General features: G+C 40.6%; 12 protein-coding genes. 7 read left to right on the forward strand and 5 right to left on the reverse strand.

All coding sequences use genetic code 11. The features are described from left to right. The first annotated feature begins 197 nt into the window (after positions 1–197). A complete protein-coding gene (locus LOC50_RS13435) occupies positions 198–1091 on the forward strand; it encodes a DUF4097 family beta strand repeat-containing protein (RefSeq protein ID WP_250653351.1) in 894 nt (297 codons plus the stop codon). Between the two features lie 102 nt (positions 1092–1193). Continuing rightward, a complete protein-coding gene (locus LOC50_RS13440; protein ID WP_250653352.1) occupies positions 1194–3086 on the forward strand; it encodes a monovalent cation:proton antiporter-2 (CPA2) family protein in 1893 nt (630 codons plus the stop codon). Here LOC50_RS13440 and LOC50_RS13445 read toward each other — a convergent pair. The 3 genes from LOC50_RS13445 to LOC50_RS13455 form a co-directional block, all read right to left on the reverse strand. Next, positions 3061–3774 (reverse strand): hypothetical protein, encoded by a 714-nt coding sequence (locus LOC50_RS13445; protein ID WP_250653353.1) that lies wholly within the window; start codon positions 3772–3774, stop codon positions 3061–3063. The two genes, LOC50_RS13440 and LOC50_RS13445, sit on opposite strands and share 26 nt — an antisense overlap. A 134-nt stretch (positions 3775–3908) precedes the next feature. Beyond that, positions 3909–5702 (reverse strand): alkaline phosphatase, encoded by a 1794-nt coding sequence (locus LOC50_RS13450; RefSeq protein ID WP_250653354.1) that lies wholly within the window; start codon positions 5700–5702, stop codon positions 3909–3911. An 11-nt stretch (positions 5703–5713) separates the two neighbouring features. Then, on the reverse strand, positions 5714–7303 hold the full coding sequence (locus tag LOC50_RS13455) for an alkaline phosphatase (protein ID WP_250653355.1): 1590 nt from the start codon (positions 7301–7303) through the stop codon (positions 5714–5716). Between the two features lie 439 nt (positions 7304–7742). On the opposite strand from LOC50_RS13455, the gene LOC50_RS13460 reads away from it, so the two are divergent. From LOC50_RS13460 to LOC50_RS13480, 5 genes are all read left to right on the forward strand, one after another. Beyond that, positions 7743–7952, forward strand: coding sequence for a cold-shock protein (locus LOC50_RS13460; RefSeq protein ID WP_250653356.1), 210 nt, complete (start codon positions 7743–7745; stop codon positions 7950–7952). A 187-nt stretch (positions 7953–8139) separates the two neighbouring features. After that, complete coding sequence (locus LOC50_RS13465) at positions 8140–8349, forward strand: cold-shock protein (protein ID WP_250653357.1); 210 nt, start codon at positions 8140–8142, stop codon at positions 8347–8349. A 187-nt stretch (positions 8350–8536) separates the two neighbouring features. Continuing rightward, positions 8537–8746: a cold-shock protein gene (locus LOC50_RS13470; protein ID WP_064664818.1), complete on the forward strand. Its 210-nt coding sequence runs from the start codon at positions 8537–8539 to the stop codon at positions 8744–8746. Between the two features lie 271 nt (positions 8747–9017). Continuing rightward, positions 9018–11267: a ribonuclease R gene (gene rnr / locus LOC50_RS13475; protein WP_250653358.1), complete on the forward strand. Its 2250-nt coding sequence runs from the start codon at positions 9018–9020 to the stop codon at positions 11265–11267. 157 nt (positions 11268–11424) lie between these two features. Further along, positions 11425–11670: a DUF3297 family protein gene (locus LOC50_RS13480; RefSeq protein WP_172459242.1), complete on the forward strand. Its 246-nt coding sequence runs from the start codon at positions 11425–11427 to the stop codon at positions 11668–11670. Between the two features lie 83 nt (positions 11671–11753). On the opposite strand, the gene LOC50_RS13485 is transcribed toward LOC50_RS13480, so the two are convergent. Next, positions 11754–13058, reverse strand: coding sequence for a DEAD/DEAH box helicase (locus LOC50_RS13485; RefSeq protein ID WP_250653359.1), 1305 nt, complete (start codon positions 13056–13058; stop codon positions 11754–11756). 150 nt (positions 13059–13208) lie between these two features. Continuing rightward, positions 13209–14399: an alpha/beta hydrolase-fold protein gene (locus tag LOC50_RS13490; protein WP_250653360.1), complete on the reverse strand. Its 1191-nt coding sequence runs from the start codon at positions 14397–14399 to the stop codon at positions 13209–13211. Positions 14400–14484: the final 85 nt, after the last annotated feature.

Genomic DNA, 14484 nt, shown 5'->3' on the forward strand with positions numbered 1-14484 from the left:
CCATTAACAATAGAGTAATTACAAAAGGATGCAGTGTGCATCCTTTTTATTAACATTTAGTATTTTTAACCATATTTTGGCATTTTAACTTTTTAATTACTGCTGCCACCTCATATAAAACAACAACTTACATTTCGGCCTCAATTTTGCTCCATACTTGTATATTAACTAAAATAATCAATATCAAAGGACTAAACATGAGCGCATCAACTCTATTGAACTTCACTAAGCCCGTTTCATTAATTAGTGGCATTTTATTACTCAGCGGTTGTGTATTTCACATATCGCCCAGTGTCGCATCAGTTAAACAAACCCAGCAGCTTTCACTACCAAGCAATAACCTTGGGTACTTAACGATATTAAGTGGTGCCGGTTCGCTCGATATTCAGGGCTCTAATACTGCAACCAGTATTAGCGTTGATGCCATCATTTACACCGCCGACATTGACGATGAATACGAACTCACCCTTGAGAAAAGCGGTACACAAGCAAAACTTGTTGCACAAAATAAAAGTAATAATGGGATTAGCTTTTACAGTGGGCAATCACCAAGTATCAATTTAGTTGTTACCGTACCTAACACCCTAAATTTAGATATTAACGACGGCTCAGGCGATATTGTTATTAACGAGATGCAAAGCAATATTGATGTAAAAGATGGTTCTGGCAGCTTATCTATCAATAGTGCTAAAAACCTAAATATTGATGATGGCTCGGGCAATATTTACGTAAAAAATGTGGTCGGCGACTTAGTATTAAATGACGGCTCAGGCAGCATTGATATTGATAATGTCAGTGGTAATGTCGCTATTGAAGATGGCTCGGGCGAAATGCAAGTTACTAACGTAACAGGCGTATTAAATGTTGAAGATGGCTCGGGCGGCATAACTATTAAACATATTAATGGCGCAGTCACCGTAGACGATAACTCAGGAGATATGTTGATTGAACATATTGGCTCAAGCGTGACGATTGATGATGGCTCTGGCGATATTCGCGTTAATTACGCTAAAGCGCTAACTATTACAGAAGCAGGCTCGGGTGATGTCAGTATTGATAATATTTCAGGCACTGTAAAATTAGACCGATAATACACTAATAAAGCGAAATAAATGGCTGTTCATTACATCCGTTATTGTATTTTACTAACACCTAAGCCATGATAAATGTCTTGAAATTATTAGGATAAATGCGTGTTAGAAATTGCTTTAATTTATTTAGCCGCCGCCATTGTAGCTGTTCCTATTGCCAAACGACTTGGCTTAGGATCAGTACTGGGTTATTTAATTGCTGGCATACTAATTGGTCCCTATGCATTGGGAGTCGTAGGGGATCAAACCGATATAATGCACTTTGCCGAATTTGGCGTAGTGATGATGCTATTTTTAGTCGGACTTGAACTACAACCCTCACGACTATGGAAGCTTCGGCACTCTATTTTAGGGCTTGGTGGCTTACAAGTGGTGCTAACTGCGGCGGTTATTTTTGCCTTTTGTTATTGGTTTTTTAGCATGCATAGGCAAACCGCATTGGCCATTGGTTTAATGCTGGCACTTTCCTCTACCGCAATTGTATTGCAGAGCCTCGAAGAAAAAGGCTGGTTAAAACAAGAGGCCGGACAAAACGCATTTTCGGTCTTATTATTTCAAGATATCGCCATTATTCCTATTTTAGCGCTACTCCCCTTACTGGCCTTTGCTGCACCAAGTAGTTCAAAACAAATTAGCGATTCAATCATTGCAGGCTGGCCTGTTTGGCAACAAGTAGGCGTCTCTGTTGGCGTTATTGCCGCTATCATTGCTGGTGGTAAATATGTGTCGGCACCACTGTTTAGATACATAGCACAAACTCACATGCGTGAAATATTCACTATTTTTGCATTGTTTTTAGTCGTGGCTATTTCGCTTGTAATGCACAGTATTGGCCTATCACCTGCTTTAGGTACTTTTTTAGCCGGTGTAGTATTGGCCGAAAGTGAATTTAGACACGAATTAGAAGCCGACATAGAGCCCTTTAAAGGATTATTACTGGGACTATTTTTTATCACTGTGGGGGCTTCAATTAATTTTGAGCTATTATTTAATCAATTTAGTACCGTGGTTGCTTTAGTTGCCTTATTAATTGTCATTAAAGCCTTCATTTTGTTTGCCCTTGCTGTCACATTTAAAATTAGCTCAAAGCAAAAACTATTGTTTACATTGGCACTAGCACAAGGTGGTGAATTTGCTTTTGTACTTTTAAGCGTGAGCACCACATTAAGTATTTTAACCCCAGAACAAACCAGTCTAGTGACCTTAGTGGTTGCGGTATCTATGTTGATAGCCCCTTTATTACTGATGCTGTATGAACAAATACAAAAACGCAGTAGTAGCACTAAGCCTGAGTTTGATAAACCAGAACAAATAAATACCGCTAAACACGTAATTATTGCGGGCTATGGCCGCTTTGGGCAAATTATGGGACGTTTATTACATGCACAAGGCTACGAAATTACCGTACTTGATCACAGCCCAAGCCAAATAGAACTGCTGCGCCGCTTTGGTAACACTGTATTTTACGGTGATGCTGCTCGCCAAGAACTCCTTGAAGCAGCAGGCGCGCACACCGCGCAAATGCTGGTAATTGCAATTGATAACCCCGATAAAACCATTGAGATAATTAAGCTCGCGCATAAAAACTACCCGCAACTTAAAATAGTTGCTCGCGCAATCGACCGCCGCCATGCGTATCAGTTACTTAATTTAAAAGTAGATGCCTTTAATCGTGAAACTGTTGATTCTGCCATCAGCCTTGCAGTTAAAGCGCTCGAGTTATTAGGTAACAATAAACCCGATGCCGAGCGAGCTGGTAAGCTATTTAGAGATCACGACCGCGCCAGTGTATTACAGTTAGCAAAATTATGGGGCGACGATATTAGCTACGGTGTAGCTGTACGCCAGCGTATGGAAGATTTAAAACAAGTACTGCAACAAGACAAACAAGCACAAGAAGATTTAAATACCTGCGACGACAACGACTATATTGCGGGCTTAACAGAGGACGCTGCCAAGCCCAAAAAATCTAATGATAATGCTCACCTTGGATAGCTTGCCCCTGCTGGTTATAAAAGCCAGTGGCGCTATGCTCAATAAAACCAAGGTTAATCATTTTAGCTAAAAAGGGATCGTTTTCGTTGTCGCCTATATCGGCATAGTCAGTAGTTTGAAAGTTATCCCATTTAGCAAACTGAGCAACTATCGCTTTCTCGTTACTGCTTACATTATTAAGGCTGAGTAAGGTGCTTACTTGGCCTTTTTTACTGCTGACACTAAATGTTTTAACCAACTTTGACTGTGTAAATAAAGCCAGCTTATACTCAGTTTCAGCTTCGTTTAACACATAGTTTTTTACTTCATCACAACCTGTACCCTGAGTATTTACTAACGTCATTTTTGCTATTAAATGCGCATCCACCAGCTGGTTTTTTGCACTCCAGTTTTGTACTCCACGTACTTCTGACGGTTGGTATTCAATACCCCGCTGCTGAGCATTAAAGTAACGAATTGGCCGTATTTGCTTATTAGTTAAATGCTGCCACAGTTCGGTCGTTATTTCGTTTTGATGCGCTACTTGTTGCTGGTTTCGCCACAGGGTTAGCGCTTGAGTTGTTGGCTCGTTATTTTTATTGTTGGTTACAGTGTAAGTTGCTTTTAATAGCGCTGGGTTAACATTGCATTGCTGGGAAAAAGCGCTGCTACTGAATAATACGGTCATCATTAATAATGCTTTTTTCATTGGGTACTCTTTTTAAATGCTCTAATTTATGCTTTTAACATAGCTAAAAATAATGGCTGTTTTATGACAAAATATAATATAAAAACAACCCGCACAGAGTACGAGTTGTTTTGCACACACAAATTATAAACTTACTACTGCGCCACTTTGTCGTTTGCTGTTTTAACTAAATCTGCGGCAAAGTCCATTACATGAAATAAAAAGCTTTGCTCATTAGTGCCTGTCACTAAGTGCGCACCAGGGCCTATAGCATATACGCCAACATCTTCACCTGCGTGTGTTTCTGAGCTCATTGGTACCAGCGCTTCTTGATGAAAACCAGGGGTAGTAGTATCAACATTGGTTAAATCAACCCGCCCTGTTACTGGTGCAAAGTTATAACCTACGTCAGCATCTGTTTCGCTACCGAGGTTTCTAAAACCACCACCATTGGTATAACCTAGCGTTGTATATGGCATATCATCGGCCGCTAGGCTTGGCGTTGTTTCGCCTACGCCCACCACTTTACCTAAAATAGGATTACCGCGTTTAGGGTAACCCGCAATGGTAAATACATGGCTGTGATCGGCTGTTACAACAATAAGCGTTTCCTCTGGATTGGTGTTATCAACCGCAACTTGTACTGCTTTTGCCAATTCAATGGTGTCGTTTAAAGCGTTATATGCATTACCCGCATGGTGCGCGTGATCAATACGACCCGACTCAACGGTTAAGAAAAACCCTTTGTCGTTTTTGCCCAGTACATTTATGGCTTTTTCGGTCATTTGTGAAAGCGAAGGCTCGCCAGCAATATCATTTGCGCGGTCTGCTTCGTACTGCATGTGAGATTCGTTAAACAGCCCAAATACTTTAGTAGCATCATCGCTAATTGCATCAAAACCGGTTTGATCCATTACGTAAGTACCATTTGGATATTGCGTTTTCCATTCACTAATTAAATTACGATTATCAGTACGATCCCCTTCAACTGCACTTACTGCATCGGCTGAATTAAACGCAGCATCTTTTGGTAAAAAATGACGACGCCCGCCACCCATAACAACATCAATGCCATCTACATCAACACCATTAAAGCGCGCTTTTAGGTTGGCCTCAAAGTTAACCAGTTGCGATGCAATATCTTCACAATTAGCTGACTCGCTCGCGGGCATATCAGAAATATCTTCCCAGTTACGATCGGCCGATTTTGCGTACATAGCCGCAGGTGTTGCATGAGTAATGCGGGCAGTTGAAATAATACCGGTCGCTTTACCCGCAATTTCAGCAAGCTCTAGTGAGGTAACTAGCTCATGTCCTTTGCCCGACACACAATTACCACGCTCAACCGCTTCATCAATACCAATAACACCCACATCGGTTTTAACCCCTGAGGCCATTGCGGTCATAGTGCCGGCCGAATCGGGCGTTTGTGCATCTACGTTATAGGTTTTTACAAAACCTGAATACGGCATAGTTTCAAAGCTTAATTGATGCTCCTCACCCATTTCACCTTCTAACTGCCCGGCTAAAATACGCGCTGCAGTTATTGTCGAAATTCCCATACCATCGCCAACAAATAAAATAACATTTTTAGCCTTGCCTGACTCAGTCACTATGCTCGCATTTGCTGTTTTTGTGGTTGCTAACTTGGTTTGTGCATCACTAAACCAAGCATTACTAGTAAGCGATGCTAACTGCTCGCTGCTAAGCGACGTAGCTGGTGCATTACATACTAAGTTACTTGATGTAGCCTCACTGCTTTCTAATATTCCATTACCGTTGGTATCTTCGCCTGTTTGTGTTGTTACTCCGCCGTTAACACATTGCTCAGACCCGACAGCAATTACGTTATTGACAGTTAATATACTATTTTGGTTTTTATCGCTGTCACCTGAGCAACCCGTTAGTGCAAGAGTTACTGCTAAAGAAAGTACCGTTAATTTTTTCATGTTAGCCGCCATTATTGCTGAGTTAGTTCAAGAGCTTGATTAATTATATGAAACACTACATTTTGCTCAATTACGCCTTGTGCAAGCTGAGCACTGGGGCCTGTTGCATGCAATGAAATGTCTTCACCTGCGTGTGTTTCCGAGGCCAATGGCACTGTTGTTTCTTGATGAAAACCAGGGGTTGTTGTATCAATCCCTTGTAACTCAACGCGCCCTGCCACAGCAGCACTTACATAGCTTGCATCGGCATCTGTTTCATCACCTAAGTTTCTAAACCCTAAACCATTGGCGTAACCAACTGTGGTATAGGGCTTGTTATCGGCAGCTAGGCTGGGGGCTGTTTCGCCCACGGCCACAACTTGACCTAAAATAGGGTTGCCGCGTTTGGGATAGCCCGCAATAGTAAATACATGACTGTGATCGGCAGTGACTAAAATGAGGGTTTCTTCTGGATTGGTGTTATCAACCGCAGCTTGTACCGCTTTGGCCAATTCTATTGTGTCGTTAAGTGCATTATAGGCATTGCCCGCATGGTGCGCGTGATCAATACGACCCGATTCAACGGTTAAGAAAAAGCCTTTGTCGTTTTTGCCCAGCACTTCAATTGCTTTAGTAGTCATATCGGTAAGTGAAGGCTCGCCAGCAATATCGTTTGCGCGGTCTGCTTCGTATTGCATGTGGGATTCGTTAAATAAGCCAAATACTTTAGTAGCGTCATCGGCAATATTATCAAAGCCGGTTTGGTCCATAACATACGTTGCAGTAGGGTATTGCGCTTGCCATTCACTAATCAAATTACGATTATCGGTACGATCCCCTTCTATTGCGCTTACTGCGTCTGTTGAATTAGCTGCTACGTTTTTGGGTAAAAAGTGCCGACGTCCGCCGCCCATAACAACATCAAGGCCATCTATATCAGTACCAACAAAACGCGCCTCTAGGTTTTTTTCAAAGTTAATTAGTTGCGAGGCAATATCTTCACAGCCAGCTGCAATTGCATCCTCTGGCATGTCTGAAATATCTTCCCAGTTACGATCGGCCGATTTAGCATACGTTGCTGCAGGCGTTGCATGGGTAATTCGCGCTGTTGAAATAACCCCAGTTGCTAGGCCTTTAATTTCTGCCAGCTCTGTTGCTGTTAGTAACTCGTTGCCCGCAACTGTTGAACACACCCCACGCTCTATATTTTCGTCAACACCTATTACGCCAACATCGGTTTTTACACCCGAGATCATCGCAGTCATAGTGCCCGCAGAATCGGGAGTTTGTGCATCTACGTTATAGGTTTTAACTTGTGCGGAATACGGAAATGCCTCAAAGCTTAAGTAACCCTCCTCCCCCGATTGGTTATTGCGTTGTCCTTGTAAAATACGTGCGGCGGTTAGCGTTGATACCCCCATACCATCACCAACAAATAAAATTACGTTTTTAGCTTTGGTGGCTTTAACACTCTGCGCTTGGGTAGTTTTTGTTGTTAATTTTGTTTGCGCAGCACTATACCAACTGCTGTCTTTTTGGCTTTGCGGTAATACATTGGCATAACTAGCTGCGTTAAACGCAAATGTTAGCGCTATTGCCGCAGCAACTTTTTTAATTTTCATCCATAATTCCCATTATTTAGTGATTATTTTTTAAAAAATGTGTGACCACAAAAAGATCAACCGCTGCACTATAAAAAATAGATATGACTAATAAAGGTAATTTTTATGAAAGTTAAATGACTAAATTTATGAATGTAACTACTATAAAATCAAAACACATCAAAAATGCAAAACAAAGTTAAAAAATAAAACCTTTAATTTACAAAAGGATATAAAATAATCATGCCGTTTTATATAACTTTTAATTATATAAAGCTTGCTACATGTTTTAACTTACTCTAACATGCCTGCATCGGGTTGATTGAAAACCCAGCTTATTTGTAAGTACCACGTTGTTATTAGTAATAATCCTGCGCGTTATCCTCAGTTATATGCTTGTTTTCTCCCTGTTAAATTGCCTATTTTAAGGCACACTTTTATTAATTCTTAGGATACTATTATGTCTAATACTACAACTGGTACAGTAAAATTTTTTAACGAAGCAAAAGGTTTTGGCTTTATCGAGCAAGAATCTGGCGCAGACGTGTTTGCACATTTCAGTGCTATTGTTAGCGACGGTTTCAAAACTTTAGCTGAAGGCCAACGTGTACAGTTTACTGTTACTCAAGGTCAAAAAGGCCCACAAGCCGAAAACATTGTTTGCATCTAATTGCATAACAATTTAATGGGTTAGCAATAACCCATTTAGAATACTAGTTTGAAAGAAGTTCTGTTTTATTTGTTAGTACCGAGTTGTTTTAGTAATAATCCTACGCGTTATCCTCAAGTTAACTATTTTTTCCGGCTCAATCGCCTCTTTTCAGGCACACTTATATTAATTTTTTAGGATACATATTATGTCTACTACAACTACTGGTTCAGTAAAATGGTTTAACGAAGCAAAAGGTTTTGGCTTTATCGAGCAAGAATCTGGCGCAGACGTGTTTGCACATTTCAGTGCTATTGTTAGCGACGGTTTCAAAACTTTAGCTGAAGGCCAACGTGTACAGTTTACTGTTACTCAAGGTCAAAAAGGCCCACAAGCCGAAAACATTGTTTGCATCTAATTGCATAACAATTTAATGGGTTAGCAATAACCCATTTAGAATACTAGTTTGAAAGAAGTTCTGTTTTATTTGTTAGTACCGAGTTGTTTTAGTAATAATCCTACGCGTTATCCTCAAGTTAACTATTTTTTCCGGCTCAATCGCCTCTTTTCAGGCACACTTATATTAATTTTTTAGGATACATATTATGTCTACTACAACTACTGGTTCAGTAAAATGGTTTAACGAAGCAAAAGGTTTTGGCTTTATCGAGCAAGAATCTGGCGCAGACGTGTTTGCACATTTCAGTGCAATCTCTGGCGACGGTTTCAAAACTTTAGCTGAAGGCCAACGTGTACAGTTTACTGTTACTCAAGGTCAAAAAGGCCCACAAGCCGAAAACATTGTTTGTATATAAACACTGTTAAATAATACGCTTTAGTGTATTAACAGCTCACATATAATTAATTTGTCTGTGAGCTAATTTTTTACCACTTACATTAAGTAATTGGTATTACTAAACATTTAAAATTGAGTATGTACTATGCAGCTTAATTTATTTTCGACTCACTGTTCGAGTCAGTCTCGCCTTATGCTTTATTCCACCTTATCTTTATCAATCTTAAGTCTTTTATATTCCTAGTTTGTAGATACACAGTAAAAGCGCTGGGCGAATTTAAGAGAGTTTTATGAATTTGAACCCAACCGCACCATTATCATCACCAATTTATGACAACCCGATCCCGGGTCGTGAATTTATTTTAAGCCTTTTTGGCAAAATGAAAAAAAACCTTAACCGTGAACAAATCGCGCATGCCTTAGAGCTAAAAAATGCTGAGCAAAAAGAAGCCCTCAGAAGGCGTTTACGCGCCATGGAACGCGATGGCCAACTTATGTTTAGCCAACACAAAGGTTACCAAGTTATTGATCAAGCCTTACTTGTGAGTGGTGTAATTACCCTACATGCAGATGGCTTTGGTTTCGTTAATTATAGCGCCAGCGAAAAAGATTTATTTATCGCTAAGAACCAGTTAGCTCACGTATTTGAAGGCGATATAGTACAAATACTACAAGAAGCCGCTAGTCATAAACGCTCAAACAATAAATTAATAAAAATTATTGAGCATAAAACCACCCATTTAGCCGGTATATTAAAGCGCCAAGGCACAGACTACGTGCTAGTAGCCGATAACACAAAATGCCCACAAAAAGTGCAAGTAGCGCAGTGCCAATTAGCAAACACCAGTGTGGGCCAGTATGTAAACACTAAAATTACCCAGTACCCTACTTTTCGCCATGCAACTCAAGTGCAAATAACCGAAGTACTTGGTCTGCCTCACTCTGCAGGTATGGAAACAAAGCTTGCGCTGCGTCGTCATGGTGTTGCAGATAGCTGGAGCAAGGATTTACTAGCACAAGCAAGTTCACTTGGTAATGAAGTAACCGAGCAAGATAAATTAGCGCGTGTAGATTACCGCTTGTTTCCGTTTGTTACTATTGATGGCGAAGACGCAAAAGATTTTGACGACGCCGTATACTGCGAAAGAACAGAGCAAGGAAACTGGCGTTTACTGGTCGCTATTGCCGATGTGTCGCATTATGTAAAACCCAATGATGTGTTAGATATAGAAGCGCAACAACGCGCCACCTCTATTTATTGCCCGGGACAAGTTGTTCCTATGCTGCCAGAAGCATTATCAAATGGCCTGTGCTCGTTAAACCCACATGAAGATCGCCTGGTATTAGTGTGTGATATGACCATTAGCCAAGATGGTCAAGTGACTCAAGCTAATTTTACAGAGGGGCTGATCCACTCACATGCAAGGCTAACCTACACACAAGCACATGCTGTCATTGCTAAATCCCATTCTAGCTCAGCTAAACAATTAGCCGAATTGAATGCTGATGTGTCGCCACTGATTAAAAATTTGCATTATCTTTATTTAGATTTAAGCGCAGCGCGCAAACTTCGCGGCGCTATTGACTTTGATACGCAAGAGCTCAAGCTTAATCTGAATAAAAATCAAAAAATTACCAGTATTGAGCCAATAGAGCGCAATGACGCACACCGCATGATTGAAGAATTTATGCTGTGCGCTAACGTGTGTACCGCACAGTTTTTAGATAAACACCAAATCCCCGGATTATTTAGAGTACATGCAGGGCCACAACAGAAAAAGCTACAAACGCTACGGGCGCTACTGGCCGAAAAAAGACTGCAGCTTGGCGGCGGTGATAAGCCAACGCCAGCCGATTACAATAAACTACTAAATAACATTAGTCAGCGCAGCGATGCCAGCGTGATCCGTACTTTATTACTGCGCTCACAATCGCAAGCCGAATACTCGGCTAATAACCAAGGTCACTTTGGCCTAGCATACAATGCTTACGCTCACTTTACCTCGCCAATTCGTCGCTATGCAGATTTAGTAACCCATCGTGCAATTCGCGCCAAAATTCAGGCTAAGCAGCAAAATGGTTTACAGCGGGCGATAAGCTTCTTAAATGTGTTTGCTAATAAAGCGTCTAGCGTTAGCAAGTTAGCTAAAAAGGCATACCCTTATAACCTTGAAAGTATAGAAACATTAAGCTTGCATTGCTCAGCACAATCGCGCAAAGCCAACGATATTAGCCGTGAAGTAGAAAGCGCCTTAAAATGTAGCTATATGGAAAAATACCTTGGCGATACATTTACCGCCACTATTAGTGGTGTATCAAGCGCTGGCTTTTTTGTTGAGCTAGACTGCACAGGCGTTGAGGGTTTAGTAGCGGTGAGTAGCTTCAGCCAAGGTGAGTTTGTATTTAATGCTGCCAAACAACAGTGGAGCAACAGCAAACAAAAATTTACTATTGGTGAGCGTGTGAATGTGACCTTAAAAAGTATTGACTTACGCCAACGTAAAATGAGCTTTTCACTGGCTAGTTTAACGTTTCATTAATTGCAGACAAGCTGCACTGTTAGTTATTAATTTAAACCGCCGCGCTTAACTGTGAAATTTAATAGCTAACTTTATTAGCATTTATTGTTGTCGTGCTTGAGCATAACACCTGTATTGCCTACAATAGCGCACTATCTATTCAATGCAGATCACAATTATGACTGATACAAATAAACCAGAGTTACCAGACCAACTTTCGATTAATCCACGCAGCAAGTTTTATGTAGAAGAAGTATTCGAACATGAAATTGGTGTAACTCTGAACGGCAAAGAGCGTTTTGACGTTGAAGAATACTGCATCAGCGAAAGCTGGATCAAAGTTGCCGCACCTAAAGCGCTAGATCGTCGTGGCCAACCATTACTTATAAAAGTAAAAGGTACTGTAGACGTATTTTATAAATAAAATACTGATGCAGCACAAAGAAGCCGACGTAACGTCGGCTTTTTAGATCAATGTTTACTCTAATTACTTAACTTGAACTCCGGTTACTTAGATTTACCTCGCCAACCAGCCCAAACATCGTCTTCAAGATCTGCTTTTTTGTTCTTTTTCTTGCCCGTGCCTTCGGGTTTTGCCATTGGCTTTTCGTTTTTAAGCGCCTGTGCGGCATCAACATTCGCTTGGTTCACTGCAAAGCCTGCCACTTGCTCGCGCTCAAGACGTAGTTTGTTTTTCTTCTCAATTATTTTAAAGTGATGTAAATCTTCATAATCAACTAATGAAAGCGCTAAACCCACTTCACCTGCACGGCCGCTGCGGCCAATACGGTGCATATAATCAGCAGGGCTGCGTGGTAGATTAAAGTTAATAACCACTGGCAGCTTTTCAATATCTAAACCACGTGCTGCAATATCAGTTGCTATTAGCACTTCAATTTCGCCTGCTTTAAACTTTTCTATTACGCGGGTACGTTCACTTTGGCCTTTATCGCCATGAAAAACTTGTGCATTAACACCGCGCTTTTCAAGCTTTTGCGCTAAGTGTTCACAATCTTTTTTAGCATTAACAAAAATCAGTGCTTGGCGCCATTTATGGGTTTTAATTAAATGCGCTAAAACAGTGGTTTTCTCGCCTTTATTAACGCTAAATACACGCTGTACTAAAGTGCTTTCGTCTTTGCTTTGAACTTGTATTTCAACAGGGTCGTTTAATAAATCTTGTGTTAATAGCTTAACTTGCTCTGGGAAAGTTGCTGAAAATAACATAGTTTGTTTTTTAGCAGGCATTAACGCTAATAACTCAGCAAGCTCTTCGGTAAAGCCAAGGCTTAGCATACGGTCGGCTTCATCAAGCACGAGTGTATTTAGTTTATCGAGCTTAATAGCATTACTTGAGATTAAATCGAGTAAGCGCCCTGGTGTTGCCACTATAATATCAGCGCCACCACGAAGTGCCTGCATTTGCGTATTAACCGACACACCACCAAACACAGCAATCGTTTTAATTGCGCCATTAAAGTTAGCAGAATACGATTTAACGCTATCGGCTACTTGAGTAGCAAGCTCACGAGTAGGTACTAAAATAAGCCCCGTTACAAAGTTACCTTTGCTGGCTGCGCTTTTACTACCTTGTTCAAGGAACATTTTTTGTAGTATTGGCAGCGCAAACGTTGCTGTTTTACCTGAGCCAGTATTTGCCCCAGCAATTAAATCACTGCCCGCAAGCACACTAGGAATAGCCTTAGCTTGAATTGGCGTAGGCTGGCTATATTGTAAATCAGTTAAACGAGCAATTAGCTCTGGAATAAGGCCAAGATCGTTAAAAGTACTAGGGCTTGTGGCTAAGGTCATATTTATTACGGGCTTATTGCTAAAAAAGTAGCCTGTAATTTTAGCGTATTTAGCAGCTATTAAGTAGAGATTAGTGATTTAAATAATATTTAACTACAACTAATAAAAAGACGCTTGCGCGTCGTTTTTATTTAACAGTAACTAAAAACCCTAGTTACGCTTATCAAACTCTGCCTGCAACCTAGCTTTTGTTTCTCTTAAATAATTTATATAAGGATATGAGTCATCTGCAATGGCTAAAGCAGACTCCATCTGTTCAAGTGCTTGACGAGTATCACCTTGCATTTCATAGCCATAAGATAGGGCAGAAAGCGCATCAACTGATTTTGGGTAGTTTTTTATATTGTACTTAAACACCTCTATAGCGCGGGTAAACTGCTTGCTGCCCGTTAAGTTATAACCGAGCGATCTAACAGCGCGATCCGGTGGTGATATTTGCTCGCCCCATTGCTGAGATAATGTTTGATAATAAGCATCAATAGAAGCTACATCATCAGTTAAAGCACTGATTGGCATTTGCTTAGGTAAAAATAAGTTGTAATAGGCATTAAATACGCCAGCAACAGAGGTTAAGCCATGTGAGATACCATCAAACGCATCATTAAAAAAGCGTAACCCCCGCACTTTAGGCGATTGCATACCTTGCAGCAATTCATCATACCTTTCGCGCATTATGCCGGCTTCTTCGCCGATATTGATGTAAACGTAGTTATTCAGGTCTTTCGTTTTAGTTATAAATGATTTTGTGCTTTTTACCATTGCGCCATAATTCCACCAAACAGCAGGGCTATACGCAATATGCGCTTGAAATAACTCAGATTTGGCCTGCAACGCATACAGCGCAAATACACCACCAGCAGATGCGCCAGCAATAACCTTATAGTCATGCGTGCGATAGTTCTTATTTACTAAAGGAATGAGCTCTTGTTCAAAAAACGCTAAAAACTTTGCCGCGCCGCCCCCTTCACCGACAGGCCCTTGTGGCTCTTTATTCACTGTAGGATACATATCTCTAAGTCGATTAGCGTTTTCAATAGCGATAATAATAACCTCAGGCGCACGATTATCATTTTGTAAACGCTCAATAACAGCACTAGCAAGCGATATATTACCCGCCCCATCTAAGCGATATATGACAGGATATACCTTATTTGGCTCAGCTTGATAGCTCTTTGGTAACTGTACAACAACAGTGCGTTCTTCATTTAAAACAGTAGATTTAAATGTATGTGTGTACTGAGAATAATCAGCACTTTGCTGTTTAATGCTAGCTTGTGCAAAGGCACTTTGTGAACTAAAAATACTAAAGCTAACAAAAAAAATAACGGTTAATAAACGCATGACTAATCCCTTAGAGAATAATAAGTTACTTAAGCTAACAGAGTTTCAGGCACAAAAAAAGCGCCTTAAGCGCTTTTTTAACATT

The organism is Pseudoalteromonas sp. SCSIO 43095 (assembly GCF_023650455.1).
GTDB lineage: Bacteria > Pseudomonadota > Gammaproteobacteria > Enterobacterales > Alteromonadaceae > Pseudoalteromonas > Pseudoalteromonas tetraodonis.